This window comes from Burkholderia sp. PvR073 (assembly GCF_054055695.1).
Window position 1 is genome coordinate 640,707 of sequence record NZ_JBSRXO010000001.1, and the last position, 22,534, is coordinate 663,240.

Annotated in this window: 19 protein-coding genes; 9 read left to right on the forward strand and 10 right to left on the reverse strand. The window is 69.2% G+C overall.

The features are described 5' to 3' along the window. Positions 1-28: 28 nt before the first annotated feature. The 4 genes from ACVK00_RS02800 to ACVK00_RS02815 form a co-directional block, all read right to left on the reverse strand. Complete coding sequence (locus ACVK00_RS02800) at positions 29-2,260, reverse strand: TonB-dependent siderophore receptor (RefSeq protein WP_284891182.1); 2,232 nt, start codon at positions 2,258-2,260, stop codon at positions 29-31. Positions 2,261-2,758: 498 nt separating this feature from the next. Beyond that, entirely contained in the window at positions 2,759-2,962 is a 204-nt protein-coding gene (locus tag ACVK00_RS02805) for a DUF2970 domain-containing protein (protein ID WP_006750787.1), read from the reverse strand. A gap of 122 nt (positions 2,963-3,084) precedes the next feature. Further along, positions 3,085-5,139, reverse strand: coding sequence for a pyridoxamine 5'-phosphate oxidase family protein (locus ACVK00_RS02810; RefSeq protein ID WP_284891180.1), 2,055 nt, complete (start codon positions 5,137-5,139; stop codon positions 3,085-3,087). A 39-nt stretch (positions 5,140-5,178) separates the two neighbouring features. Beyond that, positions 5,179-5,823 (reverse strand): glutathione S-transferase family protein, encoded by a 645-nt coding sequence (locus ACVK00_RS02815; protein ID WP_284891179.1) that lies wholly within the window; start codon positions 5,821-5,823, stop codon positions 5,179-5,181. 127 nt (positions 5,824-5,950) lie between these two features. Between ACVK00_RS02815 and ACVK00_RS02820 the strand changes: the two genes are divergently transcribed. Both ACVK00_RS02820 and ACVK00_RS02825 read left to right on the forward strand, forming a co-directional pair. Then, complete coding sequence (locus tag ACVK00_RS02820) at positions 5,951-6,889, forward strand: LysR family transcriptional regulator (RefSeq protein ID WP_228909195.1); 939 nt, start codon at positions 5,951-5,953, stop codon at positions 6,887-6,889. A 134-nt stretch (positions 6,890-7,023) separates the two neighbouring features. Continuing rightward, positions 7,024-7,287, forward strand: a complete 264-nt coding sequence (locus ACVK00_RS02825; protein WP_228909193.1) for a fucose-binding lectin — start codon at positions 7,024-7,026, stop codon at positions 7,285-7,287. Positions 7,288-7,597: 310 nt separating this feature from the next. Here the strand turns inward: ACVK00_RS02825 and ACVK00_RS02830 are convergent, their stop codons facing one another. Further along, positions 7,598-8,254, reverse strand: a complete 657-nt coding sequence (locus tag ACVK00_RS02830; RefSeq protein WP_284891178.1) for a TetR/AcrR family transcriptional regulator — start codon at positions 8,252-8,254, stop codon at positions 7,598-7,600. Positions 8,255-8,342: 88 nt separating this feature from the next. On the opposite strand from ACVK00_RS02830, the gene ACVK00_RS02835 reads away from it, so the two are divergent. The 3 genes from ACVK00_RS02835 to ACVK00_RS02845 are packed head-to-tail and all read left to right on the forward strand — an operon-like array spanning position 8,343 to position 11,822. After that, positions 8,343-9,269, forward strand: a complete 927-nt coding sequence (locus ACVK00_RS02835; RefSeq protein ID WP_284891177.1) for an SDR family NAD(P)-dependent oxidoreductase — start codon at positions 8,343-8,345, stop codon at positions 9,267-9,269. Then, entirely contained in the window at positions 9,266-10,828 is a 1,563-nt protein-coding gene (locus tag ACVK00_RS02840; RefSeq protein ID WP_284891176.1) for a flavin-containing monooxygenase, read from the forward strand. The genes ACVK00_RS02835 and ACVK00_RS02840 overlap by 4 nt, the downstream gene beginning before the upstream one ends. 7 nt (positions 10,829-10,835) lie before the next feature. Further along, positions 10,836-11,822, forward strand: a complete 987-nt coding sequence (locus ACVK00_RS02845) for an alpha/beta fold hydrolase (RefSeq protein WP_228909186.1) — start codon at positions 10,836-10,838, stop codon at positions 11,820-11,822. Between the two features lie 83 nt (positions 11,823-11,905). On the opposite strand, the gene ACVK00_RS02850 is transcribed toward ACVK00_RS02845, so the two are convergent. Both ACVK00_RS02850 and ACVK00_RS02855 read right to left on the reverse strand, forming a co-directional pair. Next, on the reverse strand, positions 11,906-12,304 hold the full coding sequence (locus tag ACVK00_RS02850; protein ID WP_166723677.1) for a carboxymuconolactone decarboxylase family protein: 399 nt from the start codon (positions 12,302-12,304) through the stop codon (positions 11,906-11,908). Between the two features lie 420 nt (positions 12,305-12,724). Continuing rightward, a complete protein-coding gene (locus ACVK00_RS02855; RefSeq protein WP_354123186.1) occupies positions 12,725-13,708 on the reverse strand; it encodes a highly repetitive protein in 984 nt (327 codons plus the stop codon). Between ACVK00_RS02855 and ACVK00_RS02860 the strand changes: the two genes are divergently transcribed. The 4 genes from ACVK00_RS02860 to ACVK00_RS02875 all read left to right on the forward strand — a co-directional run bounded on the left by ACVK00_RS02860 (position 13,653) and on the right by ACVK00_RS02875 (position 18,177). Further along, a complete protein-coding gene (locus ACVK00_RS02860) occupies positions 13,653-14,870 on the forward strand; it encodes a collagen-like triple helix repeat-containing protein (RefSeq protein ID WP_350227424.1) in 1,218 nt (405 codons plus the stop codon). The two genes, ACVK00_RS02855 and ACVK00_RS02860, sit on opposite strands and share 56 nt — an antisense overlap. A gap of 120 nt (positions 14,871-14,990) precedes the next feature. Then, complete coding sequence (locus tag ACVK00_RS02865) at positions 14,991-16,274, forward strand: isoprenylcysteine carboxylmethyltransferase family protein (protein ID WP_284891173.1); 1,284 nt, start codon at positions 14,991-14,993, stop codon at positions 16,272-16,274. A 589-nt stretch (positions 16,275-16,863) separates the two neighbouring features. Then, on the forward strand, positions 16,864-17,550 hold the full coding sequence (locus ACVK00_RS02870) for a histone acetyltransferase (RefSeq protein WP_284891172.1): 687 nt from the start codon (positions 16,864-16,866) through the stop codon (positions 17,548-17,550). A 54-nt stretch (positions 17,551-17,604) separates the two neighbouring features. After that, positions 17,605-18,177 carry an NADPH-dependent FMN reductase gene (locus ACVK00_RS02875; RefSeq protein ID WP_228909182.1) on the forward strand — a complete coding sequence of 191 codons (573 nt, stop codon included), beginning with the start codon at positions 17,605-17,607 and terminating at the stop codon, positions 18,175-18,177. Positions 18,178-18,206: 29 nt separating this feature from the next. Here ACVK00_RS02875 and ACVK00_RS02880 read toward each other — a convergent pair whose 3' ends face one another. The 3 genes from ACVK00_RS02880 to ACVK00_RS02890 are packed head-to-tail and all read right to left on the reverse strand — an operon-like array spanning position 18,207 to position 22,525. After that, positions 18,207-18,833, reverse strand: coding sequence for a DUF2894 domain-containing protein (locus ACVK00_RS02880; protein WP_284891171.1), 627 nt, complete (start codon positions 18,831-18,833; stop codon positions 18,207-18,209). Further along, on the reverse strand, positions 18,830-19,474 hold the full coding sequence (locus ACVK00_RS02885; RefSeq protein ID WP_166723671.1) for an OmpA family protein: 645 nt from the start codon (positions 19,472-19,474) through the stop codon (positions 18,830-18,832). The genes ACVK00_RS02880 and ACVK00_RS02885 overlap by 4 nt, the downstream gene beginning before the upstream one ends. Before the next feature lie 3 nt (positions 19,475-19,477). Next, positions 19,478-22,525 (reverse strand): DUF802 domain-containing protein, encoded by a 3,048-nt coding sequence (locus tag ACVK00_RS02890; protein ID WP_284891170.1) that lies wholly within the window; start codon positions 22,523-22,525, stop codon positions 19,478-19,480. Positions 22,526-22,534: the final 9 nt, after the last annotated feature.

The window sequence follows — 22,534 nt, forward strand, 5'->3', positions numbered from 1 at the left end:
CGCGTGTCACGCGGCCGGATCCGGTCGATCAGAAATCATAGGTCAGCGACACGCGCGCGGTGCGCGGCGCGCCCGGGAACAGATACGCGTCGCCCTGCTGCTCGCCCGCGTCGCGCCAGTAGAACTTGTTGAACAGGTTGTCCACCGATACGCGCAGCACCGTGCGATGGCCGCCGATCTTCGTCGTATAGCGCGCGCCGAGATTGAACACGAACCACGACGGCACGCGCGCGGTGCCCTCCTCGTTCGCGTTGCGGCCCCCGCTGTACTCGACGCCGCCCAGCATGTTCAGGCCCGCGACGCCCGGCACCGCGTAATCCGCGTACAGCGACGCGCGCAGTGCCGGCACGTTGATGATCTGGTGCCCTTCGTACGCCGGCGAACCCGAATCGTACGCGCGCGCGCGAATCGCCGCGACGCTGGCCGTCAGCGACAGCCGCTCGGTGAGCCGCCCGGCCGCGCCGAGCTCGATCCCCTGGTGGCGCTGCGTGCCGCGCTGCACGAAGGTGTAGCTCGTGCCGGACGCATCGGGATCGGCGAACTGGAACGGCTTGCTGATCGAGAACACGGCGGCCGTCAGGCTGAGCCGGTCGAGCCAGTCGTATTTCGCGCCGAGCTCGAACTGGTGCGATTCGACCGGCGGCAGGAACGCATACGCGTTGGTCGCGCGCACGGGCGCCTGGTCGCCGAGCGACAGCGCCTTGCTGTACGAAGCGTACAGCGACAGCACGTTCACCGGCTTGTAGACGAGCGCGACCTGCGGCAGGAACACCGAACGGTCGGTGTGCGTCGCGTCGCCGTCGAGGCTGTCCCAGCTGCGCTGGCGCAGCAGCACTTCCTTGCCGCCCGCGAGCACCTGCCAATGCTCGCCGATGCTGATGCGGTCGAGCCCGAACACGCCGTACTGCCACGAATCGAGCTGCGGATACGACGGCCCGGCCGTGTTCGGCGACGGCGCGAACGCGACGTCGGGCCCGTAGATGTTCTCGCTGCCGACGTAGTCGTACACGGCGTTCGCCATGTGCACGACGCGGCGCTGCACGCTCACGCCGAGCGTCAGCTCGTGGCGCAGCGGGCCCGTCGCGAACTTGCCTGTCGTCACCGCGCGCAGGTCGTCGTTGCGGCGGTATTCGCCGGGGCTGCGGAAGTCGTACACGTCGTAGTCGCCGTTCGCGCCGAAGAAGAACGGCGACGTCGCGCCGGCCGCGCAGCTCGGCGCGTAATAGCAGCCGTACGCGAACGCGCTGTTGTCGTCGATCATCGTGCGGCTGCGGCCCGCGGCGATGTAGGCGTTCCAGTCGTCGTTGAACCGGTAGTCGAAGCGCGCGTTCAGGTTCAGCGCGTCGGTCGTCACCGGTTTCGCCCACGGCTGCGTGCCGAGCGCCTTCGACGTCGTGTTGACGGACGGCACGACGGTGCCGCCGAGCAGCTGGTAACCGGGTGCGGAACGCTGGATCCACTGCTGGAATTCCGCGTTGAGCTGCAGGCTCGCGCGCGGGCTGATGTCCCAGTCGGCGGCGATCGAGCCGAACGTGCGCCGTCCGTTCGTGCCGTCGATGTACGAGTGCATGTTCTCCTTCGCGGCATTGATCCGGAAGCCGAACTGATGGTCGGGGCCGAAGCGGCGGCCGAGATCGACGGCCGCCGAGGTCGAGCCGCGGCTATCGACGCCGGTCGTCACGCTCGCGACGTTCGCCGAGCGCTTCGTCACGAAGTTGATCACGCCGCCCGGCGCGACCACGCCGCTGTCGATGCCGGCCAGCCCCTTCAGGATCTCGACGCGCTCCTTGTTCTCGAGCGGCACGTTCTGCTCGCCGGACACCGTCAGCCCGTCGATCCGGATCGCGCTCGCGAGATCCACCGGGAAACCGCGAATCGCGAAGCCTTCGAAGTAGCCGACGGGCGCGTAGTCGTTGACGACCGACGCATCGTTGCGCACCACGTCGCTCAGGCGCTTGGCCTGCTGGTCGTCGAGCTGCGCGCGCGTGACGACGCTGACGGAGGCCGGCGTGTCACGCAGCGGCGCGTCGTCGAGCCCCGCGACCGACGCTTCGCGCGCGCGAAACGCGCCGCCGCGCTCGCCGCTGACCGCGATCGCCGGCAGCGTCGCGCTGGCGGCCGCATCGGCTTCGGGAGCCCGCGCGTCGCCCTGTGCCGCGGCGGCCTGCGCCGCGAAAAGCGTGATGCCGAGACCGACGCCCACGCCGACCTTCGCGCGCCGCCGCCGTGCGGGCGACGCTGTTGTTCTATTCACCGTCATTGTTCTGGATGGAAAACTCGCCACTCGACCCTGTCGAAACACGTTATGCAGCCGCGAAGCGCAGCCTCGCGCATGACCCCGCGACGGTCCCGGCGAGCCGCCGGGCACGACCGTCGGCACGACATTCATCGGACGAATCTGACGAATCTCACGATTCGGCCGCTTGCGTGCCGATCGATCGGGAATGCGCAGGATGGGACATCGGATGCCGGTGACGCGCCAGGCGCCGACGCGGCCGCCGATCCGGGGATCGGGTGCGTGTCGGGCGGCCGGCTGCGTCGCGCGGTGTTGTCATGCAGGGGACGCTTCGAACGCCCCGGTGCGTGCGCCGGGCATTTGCGTGCGCCGTTCGTCGGAACGGCGGAATGCCCGTCGCACGCGACATCGCGGCGTGGCGCGCATTTTACCCCGGGCGGGGCTGACGGCCGGAGAATCGGCCGAAGTGGGCGGCGAGAGGCGGGAACGCGGGCATGGCAGCCCGCGTGATTCGGCGAGCGCTCAGAACCCCTGCATCGTCACCGTCGGATCGACGACCAGATGGACGACGCCGTAGATCACCGCGCCGACCAGCACCGCGAGCACGATCGCGACGAACGGCAGCAGCGTGAAGTTGACGTTCGCGAGATCGGACGCGTGCGCCTTGCTGTTGCGTACGCCGAAGAAACTCCACAGAACCAGCCGGATCATGCTGAACAGTTTCATGATGTTGCTCCTTTTCCTCTATCGGTTGACGCTATCGTCGATCCGACAGGCCTCCTGAAAAAGAAGCAGTTGCGAGCGTTTTTTGCGCAGCACGCGCTGTGCGACCGCATGCCGCACGCACGTCAGCGGTCGAGCACCAGCGGCTCCGTGGCCCCTTCGGCAGGCTGAGCGACGCACAGCAGCGCGCAGCCGGGCTCGACCGGCGCATCGTGCGACTGCACGTAATCGACCGCCCCGGACAGCACGCGCGTCGCACACGTGCCGCACGACCCCGAACGGCATTCGGACGGCACCGCCACGCCCTGACCTTCCGCGAATTCGAGCAGCGTGCCGTCGGCCGGCGTCCACGCGGCGTCACGCGCGGAACGGCGGAACACGACGGGCACGCTTGCCACCGACGGCGCTCCCGCCGCGCGGGTCGCACTGCGCACGACACTCGACGGCCCGAACGCCTCGAAGCGGATACGCTCGTCCGGCACATTCAGCGCACGCAATCCGTCGTACAAATCGCGCATGAACGCGGACGGCCCGCACAGGTAGAAATCGTAGTCGTCGAACGGCAGGATGCGCTTCAGTTGCGCGACGTCGATGCGGCCCGGCCGCGCCGCGCCGTCGCGCTGCGGCCGGCTGTCGAACCAGTGCAGCGACACGCGTGCGTCGGCGTCCGCGATGCGCGTCAGCTCCGCCGCGAACGGTCGGTCGGCCGTATCGCGCGCGCCGTGCACGAACACGACGCGGCGCGACGGCGTGTCGTCCGCCAGCGCACGTCGCAGCATCGCGAACATCGGCGTGATGCCGATGCCGGCCGACACCAGCACGGCCGGACGCGGGCTCGCGACGTCGAACGTGAAGCGGCCGCGCGGCATCTGCGCATCGAGCGTCATCCCGGCATGCGCGTGGTCGTGCAGCCATGCCGACACGCGTCCTTCGCGCTTCACGGTGATCCGGTAATGCGATGCGCCGGGTGCATCGGAGAGCGTATAGCTGCGGATCGTGGGCGCCTCGCTGTCCGGCAGCGCGATGCGCAGCGTCAGATGCTGCCCGGCTTCATGGGCCGGCAGCACGCCGCCGTCCGCCGGTTCGAAATGAAACGAGCGGATCGCGCGCGCTTCGTCGACGATCTTCGCGATGCGCAGCGGGCGCCAGTTGGAGGGCGATGCGGATACGGATGCGGATGCCGCCTGCGCACCCGCGATCGCCGAACCCTCAGCCATCGCCGCAAACTGCGGCGCCCGCTCGGGCGCCGACCACCGGAACGGCAACACGCCCCGCGTGCGCCGCACTTCGCGCACATGAAACCGCACGACCCGCTGCGCGCCGTCGAACGACGCGACGAGCGGCCCGTCCCACACGATCTCCGCCCGCGCGGCGACATACAGCACGTCGCCGCTGTCGAAATCGATGAACAGCAGCCCCGCGCGCGGATCGTGCTGCAGGTTGCCGAGCGTGTTGAAGAAGCGGTTGCCGCTGAAATCCGGCGTCGTCAGCGTGCACGCGTCGTCGACGCGCACGAAGCCCGGCATGCCGCCGCGATGCGACACGTCCGCGCCGCGCGCGGCGCCCGCATCGGCCGACGTGTTCGCACTCGCGACGAAGAACGTATCGGCCTGCGCGAGCAGCGCGCGATCCGCATCGCTCAAGCGGTCCGACACGTCGGCCTCGCCGGACGCATCGCCTTCACGCGCCACGAACGTGGGTTTGCGACCCTGGATGTACTTCGCGCAGTTGCCGAAGCTCTGCTCGACCGCGATCGTCAGCGCACCGCCGTCGACCGCACGCACGACGCCGTTCACGCGATTGCGCCGGCGCGTGTCGAACTCGATGCCGAGCCCGCCAAGTGGCACACCCGGCTGCCACGCACCGGCCAGCGGATCGCCGGGCAGCGCATCGCCATCGATGTGCAGCGTGCGCGCGTCCGGCGCCGTCACGAAGCCGGGCATCCCGACCCGCAGCGTCGCCCACGGCTGGCCGTGCGCGTCGACCCCGCCGAGCACGAAGAACGGCAGCTGCGCAAAAAACGCCCGGTGCTGCTCCGGCATGAAGCGCCGGATCCCGCGCCGGCCGGCCGCCCCCGCAGCCTCCGTCACGCCCGCGCGCTGCTGCACGGCGAGCTCGCCCGCATGAAAAGGCGCAACGTCGAGTTCCCAGCCCGGTACGGCGGCGGTTGGTGCGGTCATCACGTTTCTCCCGGTAAAGACGTGTCGTGGCGCTTCGCGTCAGGCGGCGAGCAGGCCGGCACGGGTCGTCGGCATGCCGACGAAGCCCGGCAGCGCCTCGACGCGCGCGAGCCACGCCCGCACGTGCGGATACGGTTCGAGCGACACGCCGCCTTCCGGTGCGTGCGCGATGTACGTGTAGGCGGCGATGTCGGCGATCGTCGGCTGCGCGCCCGCGGCGAACGGCTTGCCGGCGAGCTCGCCGTCGATCACGGCGAGTATCTTCGCGGCGGTGCGCTTGGCCGCGTCGTGATCGAGCGACGCGTTGAACACGGTGACGAGCCGCGCGGCCGCCGGCCCCGATGCGATCGGCCCGGCCGCATACGACAGCCAGCGCTGGACGGTCGCCGCGCCTGCCGCATCGTCGGGCAGCCAGTGCGCGTCGCCGTAGCGCTTCGCGAGATAGACGAGGATCGCGTTCGAATCGGCGAGCACGGTGCCGTTGTCGTCGATCACCGGCACCTGGCCGAGCGGATTGAGTGCGAGGAACGCGGGTTCGCGCTGCGCGCCGGCCGCGAGGTCGACGTCGACGATGTCGGACGGCAGCCCGAGCAGCGACAGGAACAGCCGGATGCGGTGCGCATGCCCGGACAGCGGGAACGAATAGACACGAACCGGACGGACGGGCTTGCTGGCGGCTGGCATGAAAAGGCTCCTGGATCTCGCGCCGCCGGGAATCGGCGACGACCAGCCCGCAGCGTAGCGCTCGCCGTTCACATCCAGAAGGCGGATAATCGCTGAAACATTATCCTTTCCTATAGGACAATCAACGATGGCCGATCTGCGCGACGTGAACCTGAACCGGCTGGCGATCTTCGTCGCGGTGGTCGATGCCGGCTCGCTGACGGCCGCAGCCGAGCGGCTCGGCCTCGCGAAGACGGTCGTCAGCACGCACATGCAGCGCCTCGAATCCGAAGTCGGCGCGAACCTGCTGGTCCGCACCACGCGGCGGCTGAGCGTGACCGATGCGGGGCGCGCGTTCTACGACGCGTGCCGCGACATCGTGCGCGCGACCGAAAGCGCGCTCGACGCGGTGTCGTCCGACGCGGGACCGTTGCGCGGTACGCTGCGCGTGAGCGTGCCGATCGACTACGGCGCGCTGGTCGTCGCGCCGGCGATCGTCGCGCTGCGCGATGCGCATCCGGGGCTCGACGTCGAACAGATCGCGAACGACCGCGTCGTCGATCTGGTCGCGGACAACCTCGACGTCGCGATCCGCCTCGGCCGCCTCGCGGATTCGAACTATCGCGCGGTGCAGCTCGGTCAATACGAGAAATGGGTGGTGGCGAGCCCCGCGTTCGTCGCACGGCATGGCCTGCCGCGCGATCCGGACGCGCTCGCCGCGCTGCCGTTCGTGATGCTGTCGACGCCGTCACGCCCGCATACGCTCGAACTCGACGATACGAGCGGCGGCCATGCGTCGGTGCGCTGCACCGCGCCGGTGGTGTCGAACACCGCGACGGCCTGCCGCGCGATCGCGCTCGCGGGCGGCGGCTTCGGGTTCCTGACGGATTTCTCGATCGCGGAGGACATCGCGGCCGGCCGGCTCGTCCGGCTGCTGCCCGCGTGGCGCTCGGCGCGGGCGGGGATTCATGCGGTGTATCCGTCGACGCGGTTGCCGTCGCAAAAGGTGCGCGCGTTCATCGACGCGATGAAGGCGCGGATCGCGGAAACCGCGCCGGCGGCCGCGGATTTTCTCGCGCCGAATTAATCGCGCCATTTATTCACAAAAAATCTCATATTGATTTTAGAGATTTTCACCTAACCTTATTCCCGGTAATACGCCGAACCGCGTTTACCGAACCGCTTCAATTCTCCGCCTTATTCCAATCAAGGAGTTTGAACATGCAAACCGCCGCAATTTCCTGGGGAAGCACGCCGTCGATTCGCGTCTACACGGCCAACGGCAACAAGATCACCGAGCGCTGCTACGACGGTTCGAACTGGTACACCGGTGCGTTCAATCAGGCCGGCGACAACGTGTCGGCGACGTGCTGGCTGGCCGGCAGCGCCGTGCACATCCGCGTGTACGCGACCAGCGGGGGTGCGACCACCGAATGGTGCTGGGATGGTGACGGCTGGACCCGGGGCGCATACACGGGCTCGTAATCTCGCATTTCGCGAGCGCGACACGTTTCACGCGCAGTGCCGGCGCGACGTCAATTTTCATTGGCGTTGCGCCGGCTATTTTCATTTAAATTCGATTATTGATATTTACAAACCGACAAATCAAAAAATGAATATAGCCAATGACGATTCCGTGAAATTCTGCGCCTTGTTAATATCGATCCCCACCCGATAATTATCGATACGTATTGGCGAGGCATTCACCAAGGCGAAACATGAATCGAATCGCCCCATGTACGCAGTCGGCTTCGACCCCTTCATTCCGGGCGCCGCCAGGCGCTTGGCCCCGGCGCTACCCCTCTTCCCGCAACGTGCCCAGCAGCACTTTCCTGCAACTCGCCACCATCTGCGCCTCGGGATCGCGATACTCGGTGAGCAGCCAGGCGGCGCCGACGTTCGTCATCGCGCCGACCAGCGCGAGCCCGACGAGCCGCTGCTCGGTGCGCTCGGCGGGCGTCACGGCTTCGCGCGCCGCGCCGATCGCCATGATCAGCTTGCCGAAGTCGATCAGCATCCGCTGGTAGGTCATGTCGGTATCCGCGCTCACACCCATCACCTCGAGCAGCAGCACGCGCGCCGCGCACGGGTCGCGCAGGAACCCGAAGAATGCGGCGAGCCCCGCGTCGACGCGCTCGCGCAGATCGCCGCCGCGCTCGGCCACCGCCCGCTCGACCGCGTCGTGCAGCTGCTGCGCGTGATGCAGATAGGTGCAGCGCAGCAGATCCTCCGTGCTGTCGAACGCCGCATAGAAATAGCGGTCGTTGAGCTTCGCTTCCCGGCAGATCGACCGCACGGTCGCCTTGCGGAAGCCGACGGTGCCGAACACGCGCGTCGCCGCGCGGATCAGCGCGTCGCGCCGCTCGGCGGCCCGTACCTCGGGCGCGACACCGCCGTACGCGCGCCCCCGTTTTTCCGTTTCGAGTGCTTTCTCCATTTCGCTATTTGACATCAGGACACCCGAAAACTAAAGTGGTGACGAACATCACCACAATAAGCACGCCGCCGGCGCAGTGCAAGCGGAACGGGAGGGACGACAAATGAAGGGTTTTTCCGGCAAGGTCGCCGCGATCACGGGCGCCGGTTCCGGCATGGGCCGCAGCCTCGCGGTCGAGCTGGCGCGGCGTGGCTGCGAGGTCGCGCTCGCCGACGTCAACGATGTCGGTCTCGCCGGCACGGCGGCCGCGTGCGGGAAGCACGGCGTGCGCACGAGCATGCGGCGGCTCGACGTCGCCGACCGCGACGCGGTGTTCGCGTGGGCCGATTTCGTGCGCGCCCAACACGGCAAGGTCAATCTGGTCTTCAACAACGCGGGCGTGTCGCTGGCCGCGAGCGCCGAGACCGCGCGCATCGCCGATCTCGAATGGATCGTCGGCATCAACTTCTGGGGCGTCGTGCACGGCACGCAGGCGTTCCTGCCGCATCTCCGCGCGTCGGGCGACGGGCACGTGATCAACACGTCGAGCCTGTTCGGGCTCGTCGCGATGCCGACGCAGAGCGCATACAACGCGACCAAGTTCGCGGTGCGCGGCTTCACCGAGGCGCTGCGGATGGAGCTCGAACTCGACGGCGCGCCGGTCAGCGCGACCTGCGTGCATCCGGGCGGCGTCGCGACCAACATCGTCGATGCGAGCCGCGTCGACACCAGCATCCACGCGCTCACGGGCCAGGACGAAGCGACCCACCGCCGCCAGGCGAACCGCCTGATCAACGCGACGACGGCCGACGACGCCGCGCGGCAGATTCTCGCCGGCGTCGAGCGCAATGCGCGCCGCGTGCTGGTCGGCGCCGATGCGCGGCGCCTCGACCGGATCGCGCGCCTGCTCGGCGCCGGCTACCAGCAGCTGGTGTTGCGCTACGTGCGGCGCGCACGCGCACGCAATCTGTGTCCGAAGGCCGCCGCCGCGGTGGAACGCACCCACGCCCCGGCCGCACGCCCGACCCCACCGACCAAGGACCTGGCATGAGCTCGACGACGACCAACCGGCGCGACGCGCCGTCCGCCTCCGGCGACAGCCGCGACCTCGACGTGCTGATCGTCGGCGCCGGCCTGTCCGGCATCGGCGCCGCGTATCACCTGAAAAAGCGCTGCCCGTACGCGAGCGTCGCGATCGTCGAGGCGCGCGATGCGATCGGCGGCACCTGGGACCTGTTCCGCTATCCCGGCGTTCGTTCGGATTCCGACATGTTCACGCTCGGCTACAGCTTCCGCCCGTGGCACAGCGACAAGGCGATCTCGGACGGGCAGACGATTCTCGACTACATCCGCGACACGGCACGCGCGTACGGCATCGACAAGACGATTCGCTACGGCCAGAAGGTGGTCGCGGCCGACTGGGATTCGAACCGCGCGCGCTGGACGGTGCGCATCGAGCGCACGCGTGACGGGACGGTCGACACGCTCGTCTACACATGCCGCTTCCTCTACATGTGCAGTGGCTACTACGACTACGACGGCGGCTACCTGCCCGACTGGGCCGGCATGGAATCGTTCGAAGGCCGCATCGTGCACCCGCAGCAATGGCCGAAGGACCTGTCATACGCGAACCGGCGCGTCGTCGTGATCGGCAGCGGCGCGACGGCCGTCACGCTGGTGCCGTCGATGGCGACCGACGCGAAACACGTGACGATGCTGCAGCGCTCGCCGACCTACATCGTGTCGCTGCCCGCGCGCGACAGGATCGCGAACGCGTTGCGCCGCGTGCTGCCGTCGCGGCTTGCGCACCGGCTCGTGCGCGTGAAGAACGTGCTGCTGACGATGTACCTGTACAACGTGTCGCGCCGCAAGCCCGAGCGGACGAAGCGGTTCATCATCCGCGCGGCCGGCAAGCAGCTCGGCCCCGACTTCGACGTCGCGAAGCATCTGACGCCGCGCTACATGCCGTGGGACCAGCGCGTGTGCCTCGTGCCGAACGGCGACCTGTTCAAGTCGATCCGCGCGGGCCGCGCCTCGATCGTCACCGACGAGATCGAGCGCTTCACGCCGACCGGCCTGAAGCTGACGAGCGGCCAGCAGCTCGACGCGGACGTGATCGTCACCGCGACCGGGCTGAAGGTGAAGATGCTCGGCGGCGCGCGCGTCACGGTGGACGGCCGCGCGGTCGACTTGCCGCAGACCGTGTCCTATAAAGGAATGATGTACAGCGACGTGCCGAACCTCGCGTCGTCGTTCGGTTACACGAACGCATCGTGGACGCTGAAGGCCGAGCTGATCGCGCGCTACGTGTGCCGGCTGCTCAACCACATGCGTGCGAACGGCTACGACACCTGCGTGCCGCGGCTCGGCGCCGGCGACCTCGGCGACGTGCCGGCGGTGAACCTGAGCTCGGGCTACATCCAGCGCGCGGCCGGCATCCTGCCGCGGCAGGGGCACCGCAAGCCCTGGAAATTCCACCAGAACTACGTGCTCGATCTCGCGTCGCTGAAGTTCAGCGGACTCGCCGATTCGGCGATGAAGTTCGAACGCCGCGCGAAAGCCGGCCCGGCCGCCGCGCCGGTTGCCGAACCCGTACTCGAAACCCGTTGAGGCCGACATGAGCCATACGCTTCATCTGATCCAGAACGTGCTGCTCGGCGTCGTCGTGGTGCTCGCCGCGCTCGCGCTGTTTTCCGGCTTCATCGCGCGCCGCGTGACGCGCTCGTTTCCGCCCGAAGGCCGCTTCGTCGACATCGGCGGCGACCGCATCCACTACGTCGAGTACGGCAGTGGCCCGCCGCTCGTGTTCGTGCACGGGCTCGCCGGGCAGTGGCGCAACTTCGCGTACCTGCCGCTCACGCGGCTCGCGCAGCACCATCGCGTGATCCTCGTCGACCGGCCCGGCGCCGGCCGCTCGCTGCGCGGCGCCAGCTCGCAGGCGAACGTGTTCGCGCAGGCCCGCACGATCGCCGCGTTCCTCGACGCGCTGAAGCTCGACCGGACGGTGCTCGTCGGCCACTCGCTCGGCGGCGCGATCGCGCTCGCGGTCGGCCTCAATCATCCGGAGCGCGTGAGCCGGCTCGCGCTGATCGCGCCGCTGACGCACGAGCAGACCGAACCGCCGGCGCCGTTCAAGCCGCTGATGCTGCCGTCGCCGCTGGTGCGCCGCTTCGTGTCGTGGACCTTCGCGGTCCCGCTGACGATCCTGACCGGCCGCAAGGCCGTCGACCAGGTGTTCGCGCCGGAAGCCGTGCCGCGCGACTTCCCGGTAAAGGGCGGCGGTTTGCTCGGGCTGCGCCCGCACGTGTTCTACGCGACGGCGACGGACCTGCTGTCGGCGCCCGTCGACCTGCCCGCGATGGAGCGGCGCTACGCGGACCTCGCGCTGCCGGTCGACGTGCTGTACGGCCGCGCCGATCCGATCCTGAACTGGCGCGTGCACGGCGAGGCGCTGGCGAACAAGTCGGCGCGCGTGCGGCTGACGGTCGTCGAAGGCGGACACATGCTGCCGGTCACGATGCCGGACGCGACGGCGGACTGGCTGCTCGAGGTTGCCGCCGCGCCGGTCGATGTGCCGGCGCAGGGCACGCACGTCGAGCATTGAGCGTCATCGGGTTGACGGGGCGGTCGCGCGGAGGATGACGGCGCCCCGGCGCTGCGGGGCGGATGCCGGGCACCGCGCGTCGGTCACGCTTCGTCGTCGGGCAGCGACAGCCCGAGTTCCGTGATCACCTCGCGTGCGCTGCGGAACGCTTCGACCGCGGCCGGCGCGCCCGCGTACAGCGCGCTGTGCAGCAGCACCTCGCGGATCTCGACGAGACTCGCGCCGTTGTTGAGCGCGCCGCGCACGTGACCCTTCAGCTCCGCGCCGCGGCCGAGCGCCGCCAGCATCGCGCACGTGCAGAGGCTGCGCGTCTTCAGGTCGATTCCGCCGCGCTGCCAGGTGCTGCCCCACGCGTGCTCGTTCAGCCAGTTCTGCAGCGGACGCGAAAATCCGTCGAGGTCGCGCATCGCGCGCTCGACGAATGCGTCGCCCATGACTTCGGTGCGGCGTGCCTTGCCCTGTTCCCTGTCCTGTTCGCTCATGTCGGTGTCCTGTCTGAAGTCGCGGCCGCTTCGGCGTCGCCCGCGGCCGGGTGGGTTCGCGTCATGTTCGCGGCACGCGGGCGTTTCGTCAAAGAGGTGGCGTTCCGGTTGCGGCCACCCGCGTCGCGTCGGGACGAACGCTACGTAACATCGCGCCGCGCGTTACGGCGCCTTACGGGAACATCGCAGCGCGCGCATCGACGCACCTGGCATGCCCATCTCGCGAAACCTCTATTCATCCGTTTAAATCGCGGCGATATTCCCGATTTCCGCAACAAAGCGCCGGTGCGTCGCGCGAAAGATGCCATGGCGCGGAATTTGCAGTAATGGCCCGGACACAACTTCCAATGTCGAGGGCACCATGCACCATTACTTCAAGAAAACGACGGTATCGCTGGCCGTCCTGTCGCTCGTCACACTCTACGGCTGCGGCTCGGTCGACGGGCCGGTGACGCCGTCGGTCAAGCCGAGCACGTCGGGAACGTCCGGCATTTCGGGGACTTCGGGGACGTCGGGCGCATCCGGGAACACCTCGACGGGTACGTCCGGCGGCGGTAGTTCGGGGACTTCCGGTGGCGGGTCGTCGGGGACGTCGGGAGGCGGTAGTTCGGGGACTTCCGGTACGTCGGGCACGTCCGGTACGTCGGGCACCTCCGGCACGTCGGGTACCTCCGGCACGTCGGGTACCTCCGGTACGTCGGGCACTTCCGGCACCTCGGGCACTTCCGGTACGTCGGGCACCTCCGGTACGTCGGGTACGTCCGGCACCTCGGGCACTTCCGGCACGTCGGGCACCTCCGGCACCTCGGGCACTTCCGGCACCTCGGGCACTTCCGGCACGTCGGGCACTTCCGGCACCTCGGGCACCTCCGGTACGTCGGGTACGTCCGGCACGTCGGGCACTTCCGGCACCTCGGGCACCTCCGGTACGTCGGGCACGTCGGGCACCTCCGGCACGTCGGGCACCTCCGGCACGTCGGGTACCTCCGGTACGTCGGGTACGTCGGGCACCTCCGGTACGTCGGGTACCTCCGGTACCTCGGGTACTTCCGGTACGTCGGGTACTTCCGGCACCTCGGGTACTTCCGGCACCTCGGGTACTTCCGGCACGTCGGGCACCTCCGGTACCTCGGGTACTTCCGGCACGTCGGGCACCTCCGGTACCTCGGGTACTTCCGGCACGTCGGGCACCTCCGGTACCTCGGGTACTTCCGGCACTTCGGGCACTTCGGGCACGTCAGGCACCTCCGGCAACGTCACCCCGCTCGGCAACGTCCTCCAGCAAACCGGCACGCTCGTCACGGGACTTGGCACGACAGTCGCGAACGGCGGTGCGCAGATCGGCGGCGTGCAGGTCCCCGGCACGAACCCGACGACGGCCACCAGCATCGGCAACGCGGTCACGAGCCTCGGCAACGGCGTGCAGTCGCTCGGCAGCGGCGTCGCGGCGGGCCTCGGCTCGATCGGCGTGTCGCCGAACCCGCTTGGCCCGACGCTCACGTCGACCACCGGCCTGCTGACCGGCGCCGGCGGCGCGGTCAACAACCTCGGCAACGCAGTGACGAGCCTCGGCAGCGGACCGCTGTCGCCGCTCGCGCCGGCCACGACCCTGGTCGGCGATCTGGTCAACACGGTCGGCACCGCGGTCAACTCGACCGCATCAGCGCTGAACACGGCGCTGAACAGCACGCCGGTCCAGCAACTCGAGACGCAGCTCGGCAGCGTGATCAACCCGATCACGAACACGCTGACCGGCGGCGTCACGACGCCGGGCGCCACGCAGACACTCGGCAACGCGACCCTGCTCGGCGCCCCGCTCAGCGGCCTGCTGAGCACGCTCGGCAGCGGCCTCGGCCTGGCCGGTTCGCAAGTCGGCAGCGCAACCGGCAACCCGGTTGGCACGAGCGCCGGCGGCAGCGTGTCCCAGCTCGGCAACACGGTGGCGTCGACCGGCGGCCTGCTGTCCAGCGGCAGCTCCAGCAGCGGCACCAACCCGCTCGCCCCGATCACCGGTCTGCTCGGCACGCTGACGGGCGGGCTCGGCGGCAGCAGCTCGAGCGGGTCGGGCGGCACCAGCGGAACGAGTGGTACCAGCGGCGGCCCGCTCGCGCCGATCACCGGCCTGCTCGGCACGGTGACGGGTGCGCTCGGCGGCCTCGGCTCGAGTGGAACGAGCGGAACGAGTGGCACCAGCGGCTCGGGTGTCGGCGGCCTGCTTGCGCCGGTCACCGGCCTCGTCAACTCGCTGACCCCGCTCGGCGCCAGCCTGACCGGCACGGTCACGACGCCGGGCGGCGGCCTGACGGGCAACCTCGGCGGTGCGCTGACGAGCGGTCCCGTCGGCACGCTGACGGGTTCGCTGACGTCGCCGGCCGGCGCGTTGGGCGCGCTCGGCACGGCCAGCCCGAGCGGCGCGGCCGGCACGGTGACGACGCCGTCCGGCAGCGGCGCCGTCACGACCGGCCTGACCGGCAGCTCGACCGGTGCCGCGGGCGGCACGAACAATCTGCTCGCGCCGGTGACGAACCTGCTCGGCGGCCTGCTCGGCGCCACCCCGAAGAAGTAACGCTTCACCTATCAAAACCACAGGCCAATGGCCGGGCGCGTACCAATCCAATGCCCGGCCGACGGCCGGCGTCACCCGCCAAGCGGGGGCGCCGGCCCTCATCCCGACGAGGATTCGATCATGAATTCCACCATCGACGGCATCGCCGCGGTCCAGGACCGCCCGCCCCGTTCCGCCACACCATTGCGCGCCGGCCTGCTCGGCATCGCGGCCGGCCTGTTCGCGCTGTGGATCACCCGCGACCAGCCGACCCTCGACGCGGCCACGCGCGCCGTCATCGCCAGCCTCACGATCATCGGCACGATCGCGCTGCACGAAATCTTCATCTCGCGCGTCTACCTGCGCCCGAGCGCGGGACTGTCGCGGCAGGCCGTGCGCACGCTCGGGCTCGCCCGCGTCGCGACGCGGCTCGGCGCGCTGACGTCGATCTACGCCGGCATCGGCCTGCTCTACTGGCTGCTGCCCGAATATCACGGCGCGTTCTACCTGCCGTTCTGGTCGCTGCTGCGCTCGCTCGCGCCGTACGTGATCGTCGCCGCGCCGTTCTACTTCGCGTGGATGGATCGCCACCAGCGCGAGACCGACGACGCGTACCTGCTATGGGGCCGCTTCCTGTTCCGCCGCGAGAAGCCCGCGAGCTGGCAGCCCGTGCGCGAGATGCTCGCCGGCTGGGGCGTGAAGGCGTTCTTCCTGCCGCTGATGACCGTCTATCTGTCGAAGGACGCCGATCACCTGAGCGCGTCGCTCGCGAACGCGCTGCACGCGCCGATGACGCTCGCGACCTTCGTGTTCCTGTACGACCTGTCGTTCACGATGGACCTGATGTTCGGCACCGTCGGCTACCTGTGCACGTTCCGCATCCTCGACAGCCACGTGCGCACGGTCGAGCCGACCACGCTCGGCTGGGTCGCCGCGCTGATGTGCTACCAGCCGTTCTGGTCGCTGATCTCGAACAACTACATCCGCTACGAAGGCTCGCTGTTCTGGGACAACTGGCTGTTGTCCGCGCCGACGCTGCGCGTGATCTGGGGCGCGGTGATCATCCTGCTGCTGATGACCTACGCGCTGTCGACGATCTCGTTCGGGCTGCGTTTCTCGAACCTCACGAATCGCGGGATCATCACGTCGGGCCCGTACCGCTTCACGAAGCATCCGGCATACATCGCGAAGAACCTGTCGTACTGGATGGTGTCGGTGCCGTTCGTCGAGCCGCTCGGCTGGCAGCTCGGGCTCATGCACTGCGCGGGGCTCGTCGCGGTCAACCTGATCTACTACACGCGGGCGAAGACGGAAGAACGGCATTTGATGCGGGATCCCGACTATCGCGCGTATGCGGAATGGATCGCTCGGCACGGGTTGTTCGCGCGGATCAAGCAGGCGTTCGGGGTGCGGCAGGCGGCGTGAGGGTGTCTCGCGCTCATCGGTTCGATGAGCGCCTCGAGCGTGGCAGCCCGGCGGAACGCGTGCGATCGACGCAGCGGCTACCGTGTCGTGTCGCGCACGTGCGGCACAAACGTACTCGCGATGTCGCACGCCGAGCCCTGTTCACGCAAACGCATCGGCATCACGCCGCTTCCTTGCGACCAATTGTCGCGAAACGCGCCGATTCCGCGCGTTTCGTCGCTTTTCTCCCGCCGCCAGATTGCCCGCCCCGTATCCGTCGCGTATGGTGCTGACCGTCCGCGCGCGCCAGTCGCCGGACCTCCGACCGTCGTCCCGCACGACGGCCGCGCGGGCCGTGCCCGCCGTCACCGTCTCCGCGGCACCGTCATTCGGCGCCGCGCATTCATGAGGAGAGAGGCGTGATCCACAAAGTCCTGATCCTGTTCGCACTCTGCATCGCGGGCCTCGCCGCGATCGCCGCCGGTTTCCAGCACATCCCCAGCTGATTCGCGGCCCCGGCTCGCGCGTCGAGCCCGGGGGCCGCTTCCCTGTCCCTTCCCCGTTGCGATGAACCCCTTTCTCGATGCGCCCGGGACGGGCGCCTTTTGCCATGCGTATCGACGTACAGCATTCCCAGCACGACATCGACGATGAACTCGACGCGCTCCATGCGCGTCTGCATCAGCCGGGCCATCGCCTGCACGGCCTGCCGGCCGTCGCGCTCGGCGACTCGGGCCTGATCGTCCGCCACCGCGAGGCGGACGGCGAATACTTCCTTTACGTCGAGGATCCGTCGGCCCGCCAACTCGCCGGCTACACGATCTTCAACCGCTTGCCCGAACTCCCGCGCCGCGCGGACCGCTACCTGCGCGCCCCGCATACGCGGCTGCGCGGGTCCGCGCAACGCAAGGGCCTCGCGACGACGCTGTATCGCTGGGCACTCGACGCGGGCCTGTGCCTGATCAGCGGCGCCCGGCAGTCGGTCGGCGCGGCGCAGCTGTGGACTGCGCTCGCGCACGACTACCGGCACGGCTTCGTCGACGTCGAAGGCCGCGCGCTGCGTTATCTCGGCGAAGCCGTCGCGGATCACGTGCACGGCGCGCTGCATACGCGCCGGCTGTTGCTCGGCTACGGGTGGACGCTCGGCGATCTGGCGCGGGCAACCGGGATGACGGACGTCGCTGGCGCAAGGTGTCAGGACGCGAGATTTCAGCAGGCGGGACGCGAACTCGCCCATCTGCACCGCGCCGCCAACGCGCGTCACGTCGCTCACGCCGATCACGCGTCGATGCGATAATCCGGCGGATTCGCGCGACGCCGCCGCGCACGCCACCTACCGACACCCGCCTCGATGGCCACCGAACCCCGAACCGATTCCGAACGCCGCATCGACATCGTCGCGCTGTGCGGCAGCCTGCGTGCGCAGTCGTACAACGCGGCGCTGCTGGATGCGGCAGCACGCGTCGCGCCGCGCGGGATGCGCATCACGCGCTTCGATCGTCTCGGCGAATTTCCGCTGTTCAATCCCGATGCCGAACATCCGTCGCCGGCCGCGGTGCGTGATCTGATCGAGCGGCTGAACGCCGCGGACGGCGTGCTGATCGCAAGCCCGGAATACGCACACGGTGTGACGGGCGTGATGAAGAACGCGCTGGACTGGATCGTGGGATGCGAAGCCGTCGTGGGCAAGCCGGTCGCGGTATTGAACGCGTCGCCGCGCGCGACGCACGCGGACGCGGCGCTGCGGGAAACGCTGTCGGTGATGTCGGCGTGCATCGTCGAGCGCGCATCGATCGCGTTGCCGATCCTCGGCAGCCAGCTCGAAGCGGCGGGCATCGCCGCGCATCCGCCGTTCGCGTCGGCGCTCACCGACGCGTTGCACGCACTGCGCGCGGCGATCGACGCGCAGGCGCCGGGCCGCTAGACAACGATCGGTTTAGCCGACCGCGTACGTTATCGCGCCTTGGTGCGCGTGGTCTTCCTCGCCGGCTTCGCCGCCTTCGCGCGCGGCGCTTCCTTCTCCGGCTGCGCGCCGCCGCCGGCGAGATCCTCGAGCCACGCCAGCGCATCGATATACGACAGGAATTGCTGCAGATATTCCGGCGACAGCTCGCGCATCGTCGCGAGCGACCGATGCACGAGGCTGTTCGAATTGAGCGGCCCCGCGTTGCGCGGCACCTGGTCGAGCGACTGTCGATACTGCTGTTCGGTCCGGACCTTCGACCACATCGTGCGGAAGTAGTCGATCAGCTCCGGATCGACACCGCGCCGGTCGGCCTGCGCATCGCGCGCGAGCTGCTCGACGAGCCCGCCGAGCGCGCCGCGTGCAGGCGCCTGCGCGGCGGCTTGCGCCGGCTCGCTCGCGGCTGCCGCGTCACCGGCGCGCGCGACGAGCTCCGCAAACCCTTCCAGCAGCGTCGCGAGCCGCGCATCGAGCAACGCGCGCGCATCGCCGTCGAACGCGGCCGCGCGCTTCTCGAGCGCGTCGAGCCGATGGAAGCGCACCGGATCGAGCCGGTCGGCGCCCTGCTCGCGCCACGCGTCGAGCGTCGCGCGCACGTGCGTCGCGTCGTCCGTCACTTCGGCTTCCCTCCGTTCGATGCGGACTTGCGCGGCACCGGTGCGATCTCCACGCGGCGGTTCTTCGCGCGGCCTTCGTCGTCCGCATTCGAGCTGACCGGCTGCTCGGAACCGAACGCGGCCGCGAACACCGACCGCGCCGGCACGCCGGCGTCGATCAGCGCCCGCGTGACCGTCAGCGCGCGCTTGGCCGACAGCTCCCAGTTGTCCGCGAACTGGCGGTTGCCGGCGCGCACCTGCTGGTCGTCGGCGAAGCCGCTGATCATCAGGATCTCGTCGCGCGTCTTCAGGTAGGCGGCCAGCGGCCCGGCCAGCGTCTTCAGCAGATCGCGACCCTCGGGCTGCAGCTGATCGGAGTTCAGGGCGAACAGCACCGCGCCGCTGATGCCGATGCGGCCGTTCACGAGCGTCACGCGGCCGGCCGCGAGCGGCCCGGCGAGCGCCTGTTCGAGCGACTTGCGCTGCTGCGCCTCCTGCTGGCGCGCACGCACGGCTTCCTCGAGCTTCGACGTAAGCTGCAACTGCATGCCGATCACGCCGACGAGAATCAGCACGAACGCGCCGAGCAGCACCGACATCAGGTCGGCGAACGCGGGCCACACCGGCGCGGAAGGCGTGCCGTCGTCGATTTCGTCATGCATGCGTTACGCTCCGACCGATGCGCGCCGACCGGCGATCTGCTGCAGGTCTTCGACGATCTGCTTCTGCGACATCATGCTCAGGTCGATCACCTCGCGCGCCTGCGCGACGTAGTACTCGAGCTGCTCGTCGCTGCGCGCGAGCGATTTCTCGAGCGCGGCCTCGATGCGCTGCAGGTGGTTCAGCAGCTTGTCGTTCGATTCGCCGAAGATCTGCACGGCCGCACCGAATGCATCGCCGAGGCTCGCGACCTCGACGGCGCCCGCCGTGACCTGCGCGGCCACCGCATCGAGCTTGCGCGTTTCGGCATCGACGGTGTCGTTGAAGCGTGCGCCGACGCGATCGAGCAGGTCGGCCGACGTGCTGACGAGCGCGTCGATCGCGGTGCGCTGTTCGGTGGACGCGTGATTGACCGCGCCGAGCAGCGTTTCGAGCGTCGCGAGCAGGCGGCTGCGCTCCTCGAGCATCGCGGTGTCGCGCACCATGCTGTCGGACAGGCGCTGGCGCAGCTCGGCGACGACGTCGGCCGCGGCCTTCGGCGCTTCCGACGCGGCCTGCACGAGGCGCGAGATTTCGTTGATCGTGTCGCTCGCGTGCACCTGCGCCTGCGCGGTGATGTCGTTCGCCGTGCGGGTCAGCGTGTCGCAGATGTCCTGCTGGCGCGTCGCGGCCTGTTCGCTCGTGCGCGCCCATTCGTCGCGCAGCGCGGCGGCCATCGCGGCGAGCGAGTCGTTCCAGGCGGACAGGCGTTCTTCGTCGCGCGCGGCCAGTTGCGTCTGCAGGCCCGTGTGCGAATCGCGGATCGTCGACAGCAGATCGTTCGAGCGTTGTTCGAACGTCGCCGCTTGCGCGGTCAGATCGCGCGTCGTTTGCGCAAGCGCGTCGCAGATTTCCTGCTGACGGCCCGCGCTGTGCACGCCCGCGCGCTGCCACTCGTCGCCGAACTTCGTCGCCATCTCCGTAAGCGAAGCATTCCACATCGCCAGACGTTCTTCGTCACGGGCAGCCAGTTGCGTTTGCAGGCCGGAGTGCGAATCGCGGATCGTCGACAGCAGCTCGTTCGAGCGTTGCTCGAACGTTGCCGCTTGCGCGGTCAGATCGCGCGTCGTTTGTGCAAGCGCGTCGCAGATTTCCTGCTGACGGCCCGCGCTGTGCACGCCTGCCCGCTGCCATTCGTCGCCGAGCTTCGTCGCCATCTCCGTGAGCGAAGCATTCCATGTCGCGAGACGTTCTTCGTCACGGGCAGCGAGTTGCGTTTGCAGGCCCGTGTGTGAATCGCGGATCGTCGACAGCAGATCGTTCGAGCGTTGCTCGAACGTCGCCGCTTGCGCGGTCAGATCGCGCGTCGTTTGCGCAAGCGCGTCGCAGATTTCCTGCTGACGGCCCGCGCTGTGTGCGCCCGCGCGCTGCCACTCGTCGCCGAGCTTCGTCGCCATCGCGATCAGCGAAGCATTCCAAGTCGCCAGACGTTCTTCGTCACGCGCAGCCAATTGCGTCTGCAGGCCCGTGTGTGAATCGCGGATCGTCGACAGCAGATCGTTCGAGCGTTGCTCGAACGTTGCCGCTTGCGCGGTCAGATCGCGCGTCGTTTGCGCAAGTGCGTCGCAGATTTCCTGCTGACGGCCCGCGCTGTGCGCGCCCGCACGCTGCCATTCGTCGCCAAGCTTCGTCGCCATCTCCATGAGCGAAGCACTCCACGTCGCCAGACGTTCCTCGTCACGGGCAGCCAGTTGCGTCTGCAAGCCAGTGTGCGACTCGCGCATCGCGGCGAGCACCGCGCCCGAATGCCGCTCGAACGTCGCGGCGGCGTCGCCCAGCGCCTGCGCATGCTGGCCGGCAAGCGTCTCGCCGACCTGCTCCTGACGCGCGAGCGCGTCGCGCCACGCGTCGGACAGGCGGCTTTCGGTCGATTCGAGGCGCGTCGCGACGCCGTCGAGCAGGTCCGTCGAACGCTGCGCGAAGGTGTCGGTGAACTGGCCGAGCGTCGTCTGCAGCTGCTGCGCGACGGCGTCGCCAGTGCGGCGCTGCTCGTCGAGCGCGCGGTTCCATACGGCCGTCACGTTTTCAGTCGTCTTCTCGAAACCGTCCGTCAGCCCGTCGAGCTGACGCTGCACGGCGCCCGTCACGGTGTCGCGCAGCGCGGCCATCTCCTGCGCGAGGCCCGTCATCGTCGCCGCGACGACCGGCTGCAGCGCGGCACCGGCCACGCGCGCGCTTTCGGCGGCGCTTTCCTTCAGCGCGTCGCCGACGTTCGACGCCAAACCGGCATACGCGCGCTCGGTGCGATCGAAGAACGCCTGCTGGCTTTCGATCTGACGATCGTGCAGCGCGACGCTGCGCGCCTCGAGCGTCGTCATCATCGTCTGCAGCCGGTCGACCAGCGCCGGCATCACGTCGGCCTGGCGCTGCAGCAGCCGGAACGATTCGTCGCGCTGATGCGCGGACGAATGCACGCGCAACGTGGTCGCGATCTTCGCGTCGAGCTGCTGGCCCGCGTCGACGCGTTCGCGGCGCACGAGCGCGGACAGCAGGCCGAGCATCGCGGACGTCGCGACACCCGCGATCGACGTGCCGAACGCGAAGCCGAGGCCCTTCACCGGTGCAATCAGCGATGCGCGAATCGCGTCGAGGTCGGTCGCGCTTTCGAGCGCGGCGCCCGTGCCCTTCAGCGTCACGACCATCCCGAGCAGCGTGCCGAGCATGCCGAGCAGCACCAGCAGGCCGACGAGATACGGCGTCAGCGACGGGCCCGGCAGCGCGACGCGCGCGCCTTCGACCCGCGCACGCACCGCGCCGCGCAGGCCCGGGTGCAGCGTGTCGAGCCACGTGTCGAGTGTCGCGGGCGGTTCGGTCAGGCCGGCCACCGCGCGCGACAGCGTGGCGGTCGCCTGCCGGTAGCGCAGCAGTTCCCACGCACCGGCGACGTAGCACGCGCCGATCAGCAGGGTGACGGCCGCCGCGAGCGGGTTCGACGCGACATAGCCGACGCCGATCCAGCAGACTGCGAGCAGGCCGGCGATGAAGACAACGAGATCAAGACGAATTCTGGACATAGCGTAGGG